Source organism: Acidicapsa acidisoli (genome assembly GCF_025685625.1).
Lineage (GTDB): Bacteria > Acidobacteriota > Terriglobia > Terriglobales > Acidobacteriaceae > Acidicapsa > Acidicapsa acidisoli.
In genome coordinates this window covers 235,102-252,933 of sequence record NZ_JAGSYI010000005.1, presented here as the reverse complement: position 1 = coordinate 252,933, position 17,832 = coordinate 235,102, and the positions used below count along the sequence as shown (strand labels likewise).

Below are 17,832 nucleotides of genomic sequence, written 5' to 3'. Positions count from 1 at the left end.
GTCGCGGTTGGTCAAGTTTGACCTGCAATCCGGGGGTCCGTATCATCATATAGGCGCCTCGTTGCGCCCCCCTGCCTTGCAGTACCCTCCCGGCGGAGTAGCTCAGATGGTTAGAGCGACGGATTCATAACCCGTAGGTCGGCGGTTCGATCCCGCCCTCCGCCACCAGAAATCCTTCCTCAGCGCACGGGCGCGCTTCGGGCGCCAGAGTTGGTCCTGCTTGCGATGGCTGCGACGCGCCGGTACGAGTCGAGCCGGTCCTGATGCTCGTAGGTGTCGGTCACAACAATGATTTCATCGGCGTTTGTCTCGCTTACGAGGCGTTCCAGTCCGGCCTGCACGGTCGACTCCGACCCGACAATCGCCTCGGCGAGGCGAGCGTCTACGGCTTCCCTTTCAAATTCGCGCCAGAGCGGCTCCATGGAATCGACCGGCGGAAGCAGCTCGACTGGCTGGTTTCGGATCAGCCGGAGGAATCGCTGCTGTGCGGAGGTAAATATTCTTTGCGCAGCGGCATCGGTTTCGGAGGCGATGATTGGGACGGCGACCATCAGGTGCGGCTCTTGCAACGTTGCGCTGGGCCGGAAATCATTGCGATAGATACGGGCCGCATTGTAGAGATGGTCGGGAGCGAAGTGGGCCGCGAATGCAAAGGGCAGCCCTTGCATCGCAGCCAGCCGTGCGCTGAAGGTGCTCGACCCGAGAAGGGTGATCGGGACATTGCTGCCCTGTCCCGGGATGGCTTTGACGGCTTGGCCGGGTTTGGCGGGGCCGAGGTAGGTCTGGAGTTCGGCCAGAAGTGCGGGGAAATCTTCGCCGGTCTGGGCCAGGTCTCGGCGCAGGGCGCGCATGGTGTACGCATCGCCACCGGGAGCGCGTCCGAGGCCGAGATCGATTCGGCCAGGATAAATGGCGTCGAGGGTGCCAAACTGCTCGGCGACGACGAGCGGCGCGTGATTGGGCAGCATGACCCCACCGCTGCCGACACGGATCGTCTTGGTCGCCCCGGCTACCTGGCCGATAAGGACCGGCGTCGCGGAACAGGCGAGGCCGGCGATGGAGTGATGCTCGGCTAGCCAGAAGCGGCGATATCCCCACTGCTCTACGTGTTGCGCCAGATCGACGGAGCGGGCGATGGCGTTACCCACGGGCTCCCCGGAGCGCATGCCGACCAGATCCAAAACCGATACTGCCAGTCCTTTGTTTTCCATGGATCATTGGATGAGGGAGCCGGGCAAGCGATGCGGAAGTCAAGCCTCTGTCGGAGTTCGGCAGCGCGCTTCGGTCTTGAAGGATGGCAAGAGGCCGACCTGAAGCCGATCTGGGAAGAGAATTTACCCGCCAGGATGGCGCCGCGTCACTTTTGGAATACTGTTTGCGGTATCATGCGTCTATTAGTAGTGTGGATTTCCCCTGCCTTTGCGGCGCGGAGTCCAGTTTCGGGGTGGCAATGAACCGTTTCTTTCAGCGTTCTGTCTTTGTGCTTTCACTGGGTCTGCTCGTGGCCCTCATCGCCGGAGAGTTTGGCCTGCGGGCTGTGCGCGCCGGCTCCAGTGACGATGGCGCTTACAAGCAGATCAACGTGTATCAGCAGGTGTTGAAACATATCCAGGCCGAGTATGTGACCGAGCCCAACATGACGGATGTGACGTCGGGCGCGCTGCATGGCCTCCTGGAGACGCTGGACGCCGACTCGAGCTACCTGACCCCGACGGAATACAAGATTTACAAGGACCACCCCATTGGCGCGGACGGGCAGATTGGCATAACCGTCTCAAAACGCTTCGGTTACGCCGTCGTTGTCAGTGTTTTGCCTGGCTCGCCGGCGGAGAAGGAGCACTTTACGGATGGCGACGCGATCGAGTCCATTGAAGGCAAGTCCACGCTGGAGATGTCGCTGGCGATGATCAAGGTGATGCTGGAAGGCAAGCCGGGTTCGGAAGTGACGCTCTCGCTTATTCGTCCGCATAAACAGGATCACCCAGACAAGGTCACGCTGACGCGCTCGATCGTCTCTGTTCCGGCGCTGGGCGAGCAGCAGTATGAAAATGCGAGCATTCTGTATCTGAAGCCGGTGGTGCTCACGCCGGCGCGGGTGGACGAGATCGCCGCGCATCTGAAGTCGATGGCGAAGAACGGCAATAAGAAGGTGCTGTTGGACCTGCGGGACGTGAGCGATGGCGACGAAGCTCAGGGCGAGCGGCTGGCGAACCTCTTCCTGAAGCAGGGCACGCTGGCGACGGTGAGCGGACAGAAGTATCCGACGCAAACTTTTAGCGCGGACCCATCCAAATTTGTGACCGATGCGCCTTTGGCGGTGCTGGTCAATCGCGGGACGGCAGGCGCGGCTGAGCTGGCTGCTGCTGCGCTGGCGGACGATAAGCGCGCTGATCTGGTTGGCGAGCGCACATTCGGCGAGGGTTCTGTGCAGAAGACAATCGAACTGCCTGACGGCGCCGCGGTGATTCTGACGGTGGCGACGTATTCCAGCCCAGGCGGCAAGAAATTTTTGGAAGACGCCGTGACCCCTGGTGTTGTGGTCGGACTGACTCCGGAGCAGGAAGCGGAAGAGGACGAAACCGGCACGCAGCCGAAGACCGATGCTCCGCTGGATAAGGCGCTGGAGCTGCTGAAGGCCAAGGCCGCGTAGCTTAATCTGGAACGAAAGCAGGGTTAGGGGCGGCAGGGTTTTCCTGCCGCCCTAATCTTTTTCCGGCTTGTAAGGACTGGTACCCTCGGTCAAAAGCTCACACCCAGATATTCTGCCGCGTGGTAGGCTCGGGCTGAGGCATCTGATTTTGGCTTCCACCTCCCCACAGCAGTTACCGGCCAAGGGCGGCTTCCGGCCGCCGCGATTGCGGTCGGAAAAGGCCCCGGAACAGCAGCGGCGCAAGCTGACTGGGCGATGGACCTTCGCGGTGCTTTTTTCGCTTGCCGCAATTGCCGGTTCGCTGGCCGGGCTGACTCTGGTTTACTCGGTCGACCTGCCGCAGATTCACGATCTTGAGCGCTACCGGCCCTCGACAACCACGGAACTCTATGATCAGAAGGGCCGGCCGTTTGGCTCATTTGCGCTGGAGCGCCGCATCATCGTCAATTACGAGGATTTTTCACCGGTTTTGCGCCAGGCGGTTATCTCCATTGAGGACAAGAACTTCGCGTCGCACTGGGGCATCAATGTCTTTCGCGTCGGCGGGGCTCTCTGGCACGATATTGTTTCGCATGGTCGCGCTCAGGGCGCTTCGACGTTGACGATGCAACTTGCGCGCAATCTCTTCCTCTCCGCCGAGCGGACGACGGCGCGCAAGGTGCAGGAGGCGTATCTGGCTATCCAGATCGAGCGCTCCTTTACCAAGGAACAGATCTTCACGCTTTACGGAAACCAGATTTACCTGGGCCACGGGATGTACGGCTTCGAAGCTGCTTCTGAATTCTATTTTTCCAAACATGCCAGCGAACTGAATTTGACGGAAGCTGCGCTCCTGGCCGGGTTGCCGAAGGGGCCGGTGGCCTATTCGCCGCTGCTCAATCCGGAAAAGGCGCTGCGGCGCAGAAACCTGGTGCTGACCGAGATGGAGAACGACCGGGTCATCACGAAGCAGCAGGCGGATGCCGCGCGCTCGGCGCCTTTGGGGCTGCACATCGCGCAGCCTGAGATGTCGGTGGCTCCGTGGTTTGTGGAGGAGGTGCGGCGCGAACTGGAGAAGCAGTTTGGCGCGGAGGAAGTCCACGAAGCCGGTTTGCGGGTTGAGACTACGCTCGATGTCGACCTGCAGCAGGTGGCGAATCATGCCGTGGAGGACGGAGTAGCAACCTACGAGCGCCGACGCGGATGGAAAGGCGTGAAGCAGAACCTGATTACGCAGGGAATCGATACCGAGAGCTATAGGCATCCAGACTGGGTGATGAAGGTTAAGGATGGGGATTACGTGCATGCGCTGGTGACTTCCGTGTTGCCGCTGGAGATTCGCGCGCGGGTTGGGAATATGCCGATTGTGATGACTCCGGAGGACTGGAAGTGGACAGGCCAGGCGCACGGAGACGATCTGGTCAAGCCGGGGGATGTGATTTATGTGCAGCTTGCGCCGGGCATGGAAGGGACGGCGCACAAGGCGACGCTGGAGCAGGATTCAGGGGCCGAAGGCTCGCTGATGGCCATCGACAATACCTCGGGTGATGTGCTGGCGATGGTTGGAGGGCGCGATTACGCGGTTTCGCAGTTCAATCGTGCGACGCAATCGGAGCGGCAGACGGGGTCGAGCTTCAAGCCTTATGTGTACACGACGGCGATTGAGGACGGCGTCAAACCGGAAGACATCATCGTCGACGGACCAGTCAGCTTCGGCAGCTACACGCCGCACAACTACGAGGGCGACTACAAGGGCGCGATGACGGTGCTGAACGCTTTCGCCGAGTCGCGGAATATTCCGGCACTCAAGCTGGCGGCGCGCGTGGGCATCCACAAGGTCATCGACACGGCGCATCGCTTTGGAGTGACTTCGAATATCCCGGCATATCTGCCCGTGGCGTTGGGCGCGGTCGAGATCACGCTTCAGGAGCAGGTTGCTTCGTATGCCGTGTTCCCGAACGACGGCGTCCGGGTGACGCCGCGATTGCTCAAGAAGGTTTCAAATGCGGACGGGATTACGCTGTGGGAACAGGCTCCCTCGGTGACCGAGGTGACCAGCCAGCAAACCGCGCGCACGATGATGCGACTCTTGCGCGAGGTGACGCGGTCGGGAACGGGAGCGGCCGCAGCGCAGCTCAAGCACCCTCTTGGAGGCAAGACAGGTACGACGAGCGACTACACGGACGCATGGTTTCTGGGCTTTTCTCCTTCCGTCACTTGCGGGGTCTGGGTTGGCTTTGACAGCCGCGAGTCGCTGGGAGAGAAAGAGACAGGAGCCAGGGCCGCGCTGCCGATCTGGATGACATTCATGAAGGCAGCCATTCAAGGCAAGGACGACGAGCGTTTCCTCGGAGATGCCGCGCCGGTTCCATCCGTTGCGAAGACGGATGCCGCTCAGGCCGCCGCTGTTGCGCCGGGAAAGCCAGCGGCAAAGCTTGCGGGTGCGTCCGCGCCTGCCGTAACGCCAAAGCCGGGACAGCCCTCGGGGGTGGTCAAGCCTACGCCCCCGGTCTCCGTTGGGGCAAAAGCGATCGTTGTTCCACCAGTGAAGGCCGTGACGCCGGCTGCACAGGGAACTCCCGCGAAGCCGGTCGTCAGACCAGCGTTCCAACCGTCTGCCGGGACAGGTAGCCTACCCAAGCCCACTCTGCAGCCCAAGCCAGCCTTACCCCAATAGTCTTAAGAAACTGGGAGCTACGAAATCGGTTCCGACCCTGTCGCGCTGGAGCCGAGTAAATTGGCAAGGTGGTGAAAGCGCTTTGCTTGTCCAATATCCTTCATGATCTGCGCTTTCAGCGCTTCGGGCGAAGGCCATGCGATTTCCGGGCGTAAACGACGGAGGAATTCGAGTTCCAGCGGCGTTTCTTCGATCAGATCAACCGGCTCGAAATTGAGAATATGCGACTCGACGGCGAAGGATGGCTCTCCGAAGGTGGGGCGATTGCCGATGTTCGTGATGGATTGGAAGCAGCGGTCGCCTTCTGCGGTAGCAATCGTCAGGCGGGTGACGTAGACGCCGAAGGCAGGCAATAGTTCGCTATATGGAGCCAGATTGATCGTGGGCACTAGCAGCCGGCCGCCGATGCCGCGTCCGCGAGCTGGTGTGCTGCGGATCGAGAAGGTGTGGCCCAGCATCCAGCGCGCGCGGCGAACGTCTCCCGCAGCGACGAATTCGCGGATAGCCGTGCTGGAAACCGCCATTCCGCGCACCTGGACTGCGGGATGGACGGTCACTTTGAATCCAAACTCCTGGCCGAATGCCGCCAGTTCGACGACACCTGCCTGGGCGCGATGGCCGAAACGGAAGTTGGCACCTTCGTGAATGGATCGGAGCCCGAGTTTTTCGACAAGGATGGTCTCGACGAATTCGCGAGCCTCCAGACAGGCTAGTGACTCGCAAAAGGGAAGCACCAGTACCGCTTCGATGCCGGTTGTGGCCATCAGATGCAGCCGCTCAGGGATGGGCGCCAGCAATTGCGGGGCGGATGCAGGGCGCAGAAACAGCTCCGGGTGAGGGTCGAAGGTGATGGCGATGGAGCGATAGCCGTTCGCGCGAGCCTCAGCCGCCACGGTGGACATGACCTGATGGTGGCCGCGATGGACGCCGTCGAAGTTGCCGATCACGGCGACCGAGGGGCCAAATCCGCCGGGGATCTCTTCGAGGGAACGAAAAACCTGCATCTTCTCACTCATACGAGCGTCACCGGAAAAGTCAGGCCGTCGTGGGCCAGCGCCATGCCTTCGGGGAGGTTGGCGTTGGTTTCGGCGGCTCCAAGATCGTGCGAGATATGGGTGAACCAGGTCTGGCGCGCGCCGATCCGGTTGGCCCAGCGGACGGCCTGATCGAGCGTGGCGTGACTCGGGTGCGGAGTATGCCGCAGGGCGGAGACCACGAGCACATCCAGCCCTTTGAGCAGAGCAAAGCTCTCTTCGGGGATGGTGCTGACGTCGGTCATGTACGCCACGTTTCCGAAGCGATAGCCAGTGATGGGCAGCTCTCCGTGAAAGACGGGAATCGGGGTGAAAACCACCTCGTGAACGGGAATCGGCGTGTCGGAGGCGACGTCTTTGATGGCGACGCGGGCGCGCGTGGGGTATTTCGCGTCGGGCGAAAAGGTGTACGAGTAGACGTGCTCCAGAACGGTGCGAGTCTCCGGCGTGGCGTAGAGCGGGATGGGGCCGAATTGGCGGTAGGTCACGAAGCTGAGAGGACGCAGATCGTCCATGCCGAAGATGTGGTCGGCGTGGGAGTGGGTGTAGAGAACGGCGTCCACGTGTCTGATTCCAGCAAGCAGAGCCTGCTGGCGGAAGTCGGGGCCGGTGTCGATCAGCACGACGCGCTCGTCTGGCTGGTAATGGCCGCTTGTCCGACCATCGGCGCGACTGCTTTGAGGGGCAGGCCAGCGCACCAGCAGGGATGGTCGCAAGCGGCGGTCGTGCGGGTCTGACGAGGTGCAGACCTTGCAGTTGCAGCCCAGGGTAGGCACTCCCATGGAAGTGCCGGTGCCCAGGAATTTGACCGTGCCTTGCAATGCTCCCGACATTCGGTTAGCGCTTCGCTCCGGGGGGTGGGGGCATCGGCGGCTGCGGTTGCGCCGAGATCATCCGGGTCAGTTCGAGGAAGGTCATGCGCAGCTCGTAGAGCACGGTGTCGATGGTGCGGGACTCCTGTGGCGTGAGGTTGCCTTTGGTCTTTTCGAGCACTACGCTGAGTAGGTCGATGGTCTGGCGTGCGCCGAGAATATCGACGCGCGGGCGCTGCCCTTCGGGAGTTCCCGCACCCATCTGCATCATGGCAGAGAGATAGAGCTGCTGCACGAGGTGTTCGAAGCCGATTTTTTCCGCCGCCGGTGCGCCGGGATTCTGCGCGCGGACGAGATTCTCCAGCCGCTCGGCAGCCTGGTCATAGGCGAGCTTTTGAAAGCGGGATTCTTCGGCCGAGGGAGCCGGGGGGAGCTGAGCCTCGTCGCCGAAATCTTCTTCCTCGGCAACGGCGACGGTTGGAGCAGGCGGCTCCGGCTTCGCTGCGGCTGGTTGAATGGGCTCAACCAAGGTCAGGCGCGGGGCGGATGCTGGAGCGGACGCGGAACCGGATTTGGCTACTGGTTCCGATGGCTCGGAAGAGGCGGTGGTGGACTTGGCTTCCGTGCTTGCGGAAGAATCGTCGTCGGCGCGGAATTTGCGCCGGTCAACTACGGTGAACTTGGGTGTATCGCTCATGGATCTCTCTCGCGGCCCTCTGGCCTTACGTCAATTTCGGTGAGGTGTGAAGAATCTGTGCTATTCCGCCTGGATAGGTGAGCGGCTGGTTGCCGACCTCGGCCTCAGAGCGAATCATGGCTATTGCAAAGATGCGGCGTGCGCCATTTCGTTGCAGTGAGGCGACGCTGGTGACTGCGCCGGCAGGTTTGGCTTCGGGGTTGCCTGAAATGCGCAGTTCAGCGCCGATGGATGGGAGTTCGCCCGGATGGTCTGGAGTCAGTTCCAGGGCTCGCAGATGGCGGTGCACCTGGCCCCGGGAGCGGATGCGTTCGACGATCTCCTGGCCGAGATAGCAGCCTTTGGTGAAGCTAAGGGCGCGATCCTGGGCGGTTTCCTGCGCCAGATCGCGGCTCTGGATGTCTATGCCGTAAGCCGGAACGCCCTCGACGATGCGCAGGGTCTCGATCGATGCCGCGCCCACGGGCTTAGCACCGGCGGCGCACAGAGCCTGCCAGAACGCAGGGATTTCCTCGACTGCTGTCCAAAGAGTAAAGTGCGGCACCACCGGGCCATAGCCGCGATAAACCCGGACGGCGACCCCGTTAATCGTGCCGCTTGTGCTGGTGAATTCATCGGAAAGACCGTTGAGCCCCAGTTTGATCAGTATGGCTTCGGCCTGTGGACCGGTCAGGCCCAGCGCCGATTGGCCGGACAGCGGGGTCAGCTCGACGTCATCCATGATGATGAAGCGGTCCAGATGCGCCAACAGCGCCTCGGATTGCTCCGCGGTGATTTCCAGCTCCAACTCGTCGCCGCTGCGCCAGACGCAGGCGTCACCCTGGATTCGCCCTTGCGCATTGAGGACGAGGTTGTAGGTTCCGCTCCTGTCCGGCAGCGCTTCCACCATATTGGTGACCATGCCGCTCAGCCAGCGGAAGCGGTCTTCGCCGCGCAGCGCGACCCGGCGGAGCCAGCCCAGATCGTGAACGGCGACGCCTGAAACAAGTGCTCCAGTTTCGGCCTCTGTCGCGTCCAACTGCTGAGGGGTGAGTGCGCCGAGATAGGAAGTCATTGCAGACGAGGGAGCCAGTCCGGCACCGGCAAGATACTCCGCCAGCGCTGTGATCTGGGGTTCGGTCGTCAAAGTCTGATCCGTCATAGCGGGCTCTTGAGGCGAAATCTGCGATTTCTTCGAGGATTCGGAGCGCATAACGCCAATGTTGATTATAGCGTTTGGGGTATATTTCGAGTTAAGGCGCTGCAAGTGTAGGCGTTTCCTGGCGAGATGATGGCGAGATGATTCTGAGCCGCCTGATTCGGGAAGTTTGAGTGGAGAGCGAATGAGACGAAGTCACACGATCTGGCAATCCGGCGGCAGGAAGCTTCTGGTTTCCGCTGCCGGTTTTGCGTTGCTGGCATTGCCGGTAGCCCGCGCCCAGGGAAATAAGCCCGAACAGACGCCATCGGCCGATCCAAAACCCCAGGCCGAGACGCACATTACCCCAGAACAGGCCAAAGCGCTCTTTCGCAGCGTCGATGAGTTGATCAAATTTGCTTCGGACGACACCGGCCTGCCGATTAAGCATGAGGTCAAGCGAACTCTGACCACGCGTGCCGCGGTTGAGAAGTATCTGAGCGAGAAATTCGATGAGGACGAAGATGCGAAGCGCATGCAGCGTGGCGAAATTGTGCTCAAGAAGTTTGGCCTGCTGGACCGCGACTTCAACCTCAAGCCCTTCATGCTGTCCTTGCTCAAAGAGCAGATCGCGGGCTATTACGACTCCAAGACCAAGACCGTTTACATGCTGGACTGGATCGATCCCGAGACGCAAAAGCCAGTTCTGGCGCATGAGTTGACGCATGCGCTACAGGATCAGCACACGGACCTTGAGAAATGGAACGATCAAACGCCCTCGGACCTCTCTCACAACGCCACCGAGGACAACGATCATCTGGCGAAAGATGAATTGGACACGGCGCGCACAGCCGCTCTCGAAGGCCAGGCAATGGCGGTCTTTCTGGATTATTCGTTGAAGCCAAGTGGTCGCAGTATTATCAAAAACCCCGAGTTGCTGGACCAGTTGCAGAACCAGATGCAGGCCACGGATGATTCACCAGTGCTGTCCCGCGCGCCTCTGCTGCTGAGCGAGTCACTGCTCTTTCCGTACAAGGACGGCTTGAGTTTTGAGCAGGACGTGTGGATGGACAAAGGCCGCCAGGCAGCATTTGCCGGGGTGCTGGACCGGCCGCCGTCGTCGAGCTGGGAAGTTATCAATCCGCGCGCGTATGAACAGGGAAAACAGTCGCCGATATTAGTGCTTCCGGATATTCATCCGCTGCTGAATAAAACTTACAAGCCCTATGACATCGGGCAGGTGGGCCAGCTGGATTTGCGTATTCTGGCGCAGATCTTCGGTGGAGAAGCGGCAGCGCGGGAACTTACTCCGGCGTGGGATGGAGGCATTTATTGGGCTGGACAGAAGATAAGCGCCAAGACTCCGGAAGAACTGGCATCTACTAGCTCAGTGGCGCTTCTTTACTTATCCGCCTGGAAGAGCAATGCTTCGGCGAACTCGTTTGCCCGCATGTATGCCGACGAATTGGGTCGAAAATACTCCGGTGTAAAACTTGACGTTGCGGACAAGGCTCCTTCCTCGCAACATGGGGATGAGGTCATTTATTCAACGAACGAGGGTCCCGTGTTGATTACGGTGCGCGGCAAGTTTGTCTTTGTTTCCGAGAGCTTTGATCTTGTCACTGCACGTAAATTGGCGGACCTGCTTATCGATGGCCAGGGAACCGGAGAAATGCGAACAGCAGGAGTGACCCTTCCGCGGCCCACACTGACGGAGAGCTGGGTGAGCTTCCTGCACTCCTGCGGAATGATGAAGGCAGCGGCGCTACACTAACTGCTCTGCTTCCTTGCGTTCTACCGACTGAATCAGATCTTTTACCGGCATAGCCTCGCCGTAGTGCCAGCCCTGAGCGAGGATCTCCTGGTCGAGATTGGCAAAATACTCGGACTGCTCCGCAGTTTCCACGCCCTCGACAACGACCTTCACGCGGAGCGTGTTGGCCATCGCCAGAATCTGCGGAACGATGACAGCGGTGAGGGAGCCTGTGCCAATGGCGTCGGTAAAGGCGCGGTCAATCTTGATGGCATCCACGGCGAGTTCATTCAGGTACGAGAGGCTTGAATAGCCGGTTCCGAAATCGTCGATGTAGAACTCATGGCCGCGCTCGCGCAGCTTACCTATCGCCGAGATCGCCAGATGATGGTCGGCGGTGGAACGCTCGGTCAATTCGAGGTTGATGCTCTTCGATTCGATGCCGCGCTTGCGCAGCAGCGTCTCCAGCATCGGCAGAAATTGCGGGTCGGCAAGGTCGGCGGCGGCGATGTTTACGTTGATGTGGAAATCAGGGTTGGCGCGCAGGAAATTGCCTAATTCGGCAACGATTCTTCGCAATACTGCGCGAGTGAGCTTGCCGATGAATCCGAGTTCTTCTGCGGTGGCCACGAAGATGTCGGGCCGAACGTATTCCCCATCCTCGTCGATCCATCGCGCCAATGCCTCCGCGCCGACGATCTTGCCGGTCTTGATATCGACGATGGGCTGATAAACGAGTGTGATCTGATTGCGACGGATTGCGCGGCGCAACTGTGCGGCAAGGGATCTCTTTCGAGGCTGTGAGACCAGCGTCAGGCCTAGCGCAATCCCCGCAAGAGCGCCCAGCACGACGAATCCTCCGATGAGCTCCGCGTTCGATCGGAACGCGTCCCGGAAGGTGATTCCGGCGATCATGCACGGCGCGTAGCGCGTGGAACATCGCGCCAGGTACAGGGCATCTCCCTTCATCACTTCCTTTTCCGAAAAGACTTCTGCGTTGGTGATTTCCAAGGGATCCCCTGCCGTTCGCAAGACCTTGTTGGTGGTCCGGTTGGTCAGGGTTGTGGTGTAAGTCATCGGGGGCTCACTGAGATGGCTAAAGGCATTCTGGGCTGCAACGAAGTTTGCTTCTCCAGATTGGGTAATATCCCCGAGCATGCCAGGCACGGTGATAAGAGGCGCGTGCAGCCAGATGGCTCTGCCGCTCCGCAAAACAATATCGGGTTCCGGTTCCTGGACGGGATGATCGAGCCGTCCATTGACGGAAGAGCAGTACAGTATGCTATTCCGCACTCTTCCGATTTCTTTCACCAGATGGCCATGAAATACAAGGCCGCGGAGCCGCGCAATGTCCTCATCCGAGCAGAAGGGAAAGGGAGACGCATTCACCGCGTCGAGCGTCGCGACAATCTCGTTGTTGTAGGTTTCCGCGTAGTTCAACAGATATCTGGCAAAGTGATCCAGCCGGCTTTCCGTTGCCTGAAAGGCGACCGTCAGACCAATCGCGAGCCCGGCAATGATGCAGAGCAGCGTGACCGCCAGCACACGAAGGGCAGACCGAACCGGGTTTCTTTCCAGCGGCTTCACTCCGACTTCTCCGAGCACAGATAGATAAGGCCTTTGGCTGGGACTGGGAGACCGAAGAACCATCCCTGTCCAAGGATCGCCGGGTCGCGGTCTGCAAAATATTTTGCCTGATCTTCCCGCTCGATTCCCTGGACCACGACCCTGAGGTCAAGAGCCTGGGCCACGGCAAGGATCTGCGGAACGATTGAGGCGGTTACAGACTCGGTGCCGATGGTCGCGATAAACGTGCGGTTGACCTTGATTCCATCGACATTCAACTCGGTGAGATAGGCCAGGTTGGAGTATCCGGTGCCGAAGTCGTCGATGAATGTCGCGTGCCCCCGCTCGCGAAACCGGTGGATCGCAGCGACAGCAACATCGCGGTCGGAGGTGGCTCGTTCCGTTAGTTCAAAGGCGATGTTCGCTGGCTTGATCACGCCTCCGTCGAGCTTCTCGTCCAATAGCAGCAGCAGCCGTGGGTCTGCGAGATCTGCTGGAGCGAGGTTGACGTTAACGCGGAAAGCAGGGTTCCATTCCAAAATCGGGCGGATTTCTTCGAGCGACTGGGTGAGGATGAATCGGGTGATATCGCTGGCAAAGCCCTCGGCTTCGGCCAATGCAACGATGGTTTCCGGGCGAATGCTTTCTCCGTCTTCATCGATCCAGCGCGTCAGTGCTTCGGCGCCGACGATGCGATGGCTGCCCAGTTCAACGATCGGCTGATAGGCCACGGACAGCCTGCCGCTCAGAATTGCCCGTTTCAGTTGATTGGCGTGGCTGCGCTTTTTTCGTCCCACAATTGCGAGCGCTGCAGCGCAGGCGATGCCGGCGGCCGCGCCGGAAGCTATGTATCCAAATAGCAGCGCTCGATTATTGCGCCAGACTTCGTCGATGCGAATGCTTGTGACCGCGCATAGTCGAGACGACGCGAGGCACCGCGCACGATACAGTCTGTCTGCAACGCGAACAGTCTTATCTGACTTGAGCACTCCGGCGGGAATCGGAACGGATTCGGCGATACCGGAAAAAAGGATGTCCCGGTGTTGATTCGAATGAGCCGGATCGACTGCGCCGACTGCATATTGGAGCGGCTGTTGAGGGAAGTCGGAGAAGGTATCCGGGCCGATCACTGCATCCGCATTCCGGAAGGCTGAAATCTCACCGCGGTCCCCTGCCGGGACATACAGCGGATAGCTTTTATATAAAAAGGTGCCGTCCTGGAGAGTCATATCCGGCTTCAACATCGGAATTGGCGCAGCAAGTCTTCCAGTGGTTGCCGAACAGAGAAAGGTGTTTTCGTGCAGGCGGCCAACGTCTTTGAGAAATCGTGCGGAGAAAGTAAGCCGGCGCAGCAGGGTGATGTCCTGGTCGGAACACGGTGGGTATGAGGAGGCATTGGCTTCGGCGAGCGTGTTCCTAAGCTCGTCTGCGAGATCGCGCTCGCGTTGCAGAAGACGATCGGCGTAGCTCGCGAGACGGGAGCTTGTCGCAAAGAGGATCGATTCGGTTCCGACAAAATATCCGGCCAGCACTCCGAGCAGGATGGCGACTGACGATACCCACAGTCGATCGAGCCGGTAAATATTGCGAATCTTCAGCATCCGTAACTTTCCGCGAAGAATTGCAAATAGTGCGCTGGGAGGTTTTGCCCTGCCTATGCCAGCCATGTGCCAGACATGGACGGTTCGGGCCTGGATTGCCGCCTCCGTTATCGATTCATCGAACTGCGCCGTAGGCTCCATTTCGTTCGGGCCCGCAGGGATGATCTTGCCAGCTCCAATGGTTGTAAAGCGTTACAGTAATGCAGCGATGTCGACGTTTGCAGAAGTGTATCGTATTTGAAATAAATTATTGCTGAATATTCAGCCCTTCAGGTTATCGCCGCGGATGTTTCGACGGGCATTGGCGACCAGTATACTAAGGTGTTTGGTCTGAAATTCGTAAGTGCGCCGGTTATGGCGGCACCGCGCAGAGGAGTGTTGTTTGCAGGAAGCTGAGATTGGAATCATTGGCGGTAGTGGTCTTTATTCTATGCCCGGTCTGACGGAGATCCGCGAAGAAAAGGTTTCGACTCCCTTTGGCGATCCGTCGGACAGCTTCATTCTCGGGAAGCTGGAGGGCCGCAAAGTTGCTTTTCTGGCGCGTCATGGACGGGGCCACCGGTTGCTGCCCTCAGAGTTGAACTTCCGCGCCAACATCTACGCGATGAAGCAGCTTGGCGTGGAGCGCATTGTTTCCGTTTCGGCGGTGGGGTCGCTCAAAGAAGAGCACAAGCCTACCGATTTCGTCATTCCTGACCAGTTCATCGACCGGACTTTTCTGCGCAAGAGCACGTTCTTTGGCGATGGTATCGTTGGCCACGTTGCCTTTGGCGATCCGGTGTGCGCGACTGTGGCTGCGGCTGCCGCCGACGCCTGCACCAGCTCCGGCGTTACCGGCAAAAAAGGCGGCACGTACATCTGCATGGAAGGGCCGCAGTTCTCGACCAAGGCCGAGTCAAATCTCTATCGCAGCTGGGGCGCGGACGTGGTGGGCATGACCAATCTTCAGGAGGCGAAGCTGGCCCGCGAGGCGGAGATCTGCTACGCGACCGTGGCGATGGTTACCGACTACGATTGCTGGCATCCGGATCACGATTCGGTCACCGTGGAGCAGATCGTGGCTGTCCTGCACCAGAACGCGGAGAACGCGGCCAAGGTGGTTCGCGCGACTGTAGCGGCTTTGCCCGCCGAACGCAATTGCGCCTGCGCCACCGCGGCAAAGTACGCGATTCTTACGCAGCCGGCGGCAATTCCAGCCGAAGCTCGCGAACGGCTGAAGCTGCTCTTCGGAAAGTACCTGAACTCGTAGGATTGGGATAAATAATGGCGATTACCGTTGTAGGCAGTGTTGCATTCGATACCGTTGAGACTCCGGCAGGGCGCGTGGACCGCTGCCTTGCGGGTGCGGCGACTTACTTCTCCCTCGCTGCAAGTTACTTCACCGACGTGCGCGTGATTGCTGTGGTGGGCGAGGACTTCACCGCGAAGGAAGAAGCCGTCTTCGCCGCGCGCGGCATCGATACACGCGGGGTGGAGCGCGCACCGGGCAAAAGCTTCTTCTGGCAAGGCTCGTATCTAGAAAACCTGAACGAAGCGAAGACTCTTCAAACGGATTTGAATGTTTTCGCCTCGTTTGAACCCAAGATTCCCGCGGCATATCAGGACTCCGAGTTTCTTTTCCTTGCCAATATCGATCCGGTGTTGCAAAAGCGCGTGCGCGATGCGATGCCCGGCGTGAAGCTGGTGGGCGGCGACACGATGAATTACTGGATCAACGACCACCGCGACAATCTGCTCAAGATGCTCGCGTGCGTCGATATCCTGCTCATCAACGACACCGAGACCAAGCTGCTGGCCGGAAGCAGAAATCCGGTGAAGGCGGCGCGGGATGTATTGTCGCTGGGACCTAAGTCGCTGGTGGTGAAGCACGGCGAGTATGGCGCGACGGCCTTCTTCGGTCCGAACTCGTTTCACGGGAATGGGTTGGATTCACATCATCCATTTCGCGCACCCGCACTGCCGCTGGCTGAAGTTGTGGACCCGACAGGCGCAGGCGACAGCTTTGCCGGCGGTTTCTTCGGCTATATTGCCTCTCAGCCGGAGTTGACTCCCGCAGTCTTCAAGCGCGCCATGTTCTACGGCGGCGTGATGGGCTCGTTTACCGTGGAGCGATTCGGCACCGAACGCCTGCGGCAACTCACCCGCGAAGAGATTGAAGAGCGCTTTGCCATCTTCCGCGAACTGACGCACCTTGATTGAAATAACTCCATGGGCTGCGAAACTCCTCCGCGCTCAAAGTGAATAGGCCGATTCCAACGCGACCTCACTCCAGTGGCCTGAGCCGCGGCGAGCAGCTTCTGGTGCTCGCCGCGGCTTTCCTTGCTTCCTCCGTGGCAGTCTGGTGGAGTTGGAGCCATGCGGCCATGCTCCTCTACGGCGACGCCGAGGCGCACATCCACATCGCGCGGCGGCTCTTCGATTCGCACCGGCCCGGCATCACGCAACTTGGTTCCGTGTGGCTGCCTCTGCCCCATCTGCTGCTCGTTCCATTTATCTCCGTGGATAGCTGGTGGCGCAGCGGTTTTGGGTCGATGATTCCTTCCGCCATCTGCTATCTGCTGGCCTGCCTCGGGCTTTACCGGCTGATGCGGAAGTGGGTTTCGCCCGCTGCCGCTTGCATTGCGCTGGCGCTCTTTGCGGCCAATCCCAACCTGCTGTATATGCAGACCACGGCCATGACGGAGCCGCTCTTTCTCTGCGAGCTGATCTGGTCTGTCCTGTTGCTTGTCGAGTGGTATCAAAGTCTCAATGCAGGAGACGGTCGTTCCGGCAGGCTGCTCTGGGCCGTCATCGCAGTGCTCGCCGCTGCGGTTTACACGCGTTACGACGGCTGGATTCTCGCTTTCCTCGCATGGCTTGCGATGGCCGTCTGCATGGCGCGGCGCGGCCGTTTGTTTCGATGGAATTTCATTCTGGCATCACTGGCATTACTGCTCGCGCCCGTGGGCTGGATGGCCTACAATGCAGTCGTCTTCGGAGACTGGCTCGACTTCATGCGCGGGCCGTATTCCGCGCGCGCAATCGAACTTCGCACCTCGTCCTCTGCTGTCGATCCGCATCCCGGCTGGCATAACCTCTGGGTGTCGCTGGTCTATTTCGCCAAGGACGCAGAGATGGATGCCGCGGCTCTTGGCTGGGGTGAAATAGTCTTTCTTGCCGCAGCAATAGGAGCCGGCATTGCCTGGCTTCGCTTCCCCACAAGGAAGCCGGGTAGAGAGGCTGCGGCCCATTCTGCATGGGTCTGGACTTTGCTGCTCTGGCTGCCGTTGCCCTTCTACACTTACTCGGTCAGTTATGGGTCGGTGCCGATTTTCCTGCCCGTCTGGAAGCCATTTTCCTGGTACAACACGCGCTACGGCATGGAGATGCTGCCTGTCTTCGCATTTTTCTTTGCCTTTGCCATCGAAGCAGTCCTTGCGTGGATGGAAGAGCACAAACCAAAATACCGGCGTGCGGTGATCATCGCGTCGTTCGTCCTCTTGGCCGCAAATGTCGCGGAGATGTTGCGAGAGAAGCCGCTGACTTATGTTGAAGCAAAGAAAAACACGGCTGCGCGTGGCTATTACAACGTGACCCTGGCCGACGCGTTGCGGAGGCTTCATGAGCTTGACCCCGCGGGCGTCGTGCTGATGAATACCTCGACCTTTCCCACCATTGTCCCCAATGCGGGACTCACGTACCGGCAGACGATCAACGAGAGCGACAAGGAGTTCTGGTGGGCGGCGCTTGGGGCTCCGGCGGCGCATGCCTCGATCGTGCTGGCCTTTGCCGGGGATGACATCGACAAGGCAGTCAAGGCGCACCCGGAGCATCTGCGTGTCTACCGCAGGTTTCATTCCCCCAGCAAGGGATGGGACCAGTTGGACGCGACCCTGTACGTAACGGATACCTTTCCTGCCGCGGAATTGCCGCAGCCCTCAACAGCCGTAACGGGCCGGTGATAGCA

Annotated in this window: 13 protein-coding genes and 1 tRNA gene; 7 read left to right on the top strand and 7 right to left on the bottom strand. The window is 59.7% G+C overall.

Annotated elements, in window-relative coordinates:
* Positions 1 to 91 precede the first annotated feature (91 nt).
* Positions 92 to 168 (top strand) — tRNA-Met (locus tag OHL23_RS26150).
* Positions 169 to 179: 11 nt separating this feature from the next.
* Here OHL23_RS26150 and OHL23_RS26145 read toward each other — a convergent pair.
* Complete coding sequence (locus tag OHL23_RS26145; protein ID WP_263354993.1) at positions 180 to 1,211, bottom strand: LLM class flavin-dependent oxidoreductase; 1,032 nt, start codon at positions 1,209 to 1,211, stop codon at positions 180 to 182.
* 239 nt (positions 1,212 to 1,450) lie between these two features.
* On the opposite strand from OHL23_RS26145, the gene OHL23_RS26140 reads away from it, so the two are divergent.
* Positions 1,451 to 2,650: a S41 family peptidase gene (locus tag OHL23_RS26140; protein ID WP_263354992.1), complete on the top strand. Its 1,200-nt coding sequence runs from the start codon at positions 1,451 to 1,453 to the stop codon at positions 2,648 to 2,650.
* 148 nt (positions 2,651 to 2,798) lie between these two features.
* Positions 2,799 to 5,306, top strand: coding sequence for a penicillin-binding protein 1A (locus tag OHL23_RS26135; RefSeq protein WP_317891733.1), 2,508 nt, complete (start codon positions 2,799 to 2,801; stop codon positions 5,304 to 5,306).
* A gap of 17 nt (positions 5,307 to 5,323) precedes the next feature.
* Here OHL23_RS26135 and ribF read toward each other — a convergent pair whose 3' ends face one another.
* The 4 genes from ribF to ygfZ are packed head-to-tail and all read right to left on the bottom strand — an operon-like array spanning position 5,324 to position 8,990.
* Positions 5,324 to 6,310 carry a riboflavin biosynthesis protein RibF gene (gene ribF, locus OHL23_RS26130; protein WP_263354991.1) on the bottom strand — a complete coding sequence of 329 codons (987 nt, stop codon included), beginning with the start codon at positions 6,308 to 6,310 and terminating at the stop codon, positions 5,324 to 5,326.
* A gap of 8 nt (positions 6,311 to 6,318) precedes the next feature.
* Complete coding sequence (locus OHL23_RS26125) at positions 6,319 to 7,173, bottom strand: MBL fold metallo-hydrolase (RefSeq protein WP_263354990.1); 855 nt, start codon at positions 7,171 to 7,173, stop codon at positions 6,319 to 6,321.
* A gap of 4 nt (positions 7,174 to 7,177) precedes the next feature.
* A complete protein-coding gene (locus OHL23_RS26120) occupies positions 7,178 to 7,849 on the bottom strand; it encodes a DUF1844 domain-containing protein (protein ID WP_263354989.1) in 672 nt (223 codons plus the stop codon).
* Positions 7,850 to 7,874: 25 nt separating this feature from the next.
* Positions 7,875 to 8,990 (bottom strand): CAF17-like 4Fe-4S cluster assembly/insertion protein YgfZ, encoded by a 1,116-nt coding sequence (gene ygfZ / locus OHL23_RS26115; protein WP_263354988.1) that lies wholly within the window; start codon positions 8,988 to 8,990, stop codon positions 7,875 to 7,877.
* Between the two features lie 181 nt (positions 8,991 to 9,171).
* On the opposite strand from ygfZ, the gene OHL23_RS26110 reads away from it, so the two are divergent.
* Complete coding sequence (locus OHL23_RS26110; RefSeq protein ID WP_263354987.1) at positions 9,172 to 10,740, top strand: hypothetical protein; 1,569 nt, start codon at positions 9,172 to 9,174, stop codon at positions 10,738 to 10,740.
* On the opposite strand, the gene OHL23_RS26105 is transcribed toward OHL23_RS26110, so the two are convergent.
* Entirely contained in the window at positions 10,732 to 12,306 is a 1,575-nt protein-coding gene (locus OHL23_RS26105) for an EAL domain-containing protein (RefSeq protein ID WP_263354986.1), read from the bottom strand. The genes OHL23_RS26110 and OHL23_RS26105 overlap by 9 nt on opposite strands.
* Positions 12,303 to 13,886, bottom strand: coding sequence for an EAL domain-containing protein (locus OHL23_RS26100; protein WP_263354985.1), 1,584 nt, complete (start codon positions 13,884 to 13,886; stop codon positions 12,303 to 12,305). The genes OHL23_RS26105 and OHL23_RS26100 overlap by 4 nt, the downstream gene beginning before the upstream one ends.
* 382 nt (positions 13,887 to 14,268) lie before the next feature.
* Here OHL23_RS26100 and OHL23_RS26095 point away from each other — a divergent pair, with 382 nt between their 5' ends.
* Genes OHL23_RS26095 through OHL23_RS26085 form a run of 3 tightly spaced genes read left to right on the top strand, consistent with a single transcriptional unit; the run spans position 14,269 to position 17,827 of the window.
* Positions 14,269 to 15,135, top strand: coding sequence for an S-methyl-5'-thioadenosine phosphorylase (locus OHL23_RS26095; protein ID WP_263354984.1), 867 nt, complete (start codon positions 14,269 to 14,271; stop codon positions 15,133 to 15,135).
* Positions 15,136 to 15,149: 14 nt separating this feature from the next.
* On the top strand, positions 15,150 to 16,085 hold the full coding sequence (locus OHL23_RS26090; protein ID WP_263354983.1) for a PfkB family carbohydrate kinase: 936 nt from the start codon (positions 15,150 to 15,152) through the stop codon (positions 16,083 to 16,085).
* A 38-nt stretch (positions 16,086 to 16,123) separates the two neighbouring features.
* Complete coding sequence (locus OHL23_RS26085) at positions 16,124 to 17,827, top strand: glycosyltransferase family 39 protein (protein ID WP_263354982.1); 1,704 nt, start codon at positions 16,124 to 16,126, stop codon at positions 17,825 to 17,827.
* Positions 17,828 to 17,832: the final 5 nt, after the last annotated feature.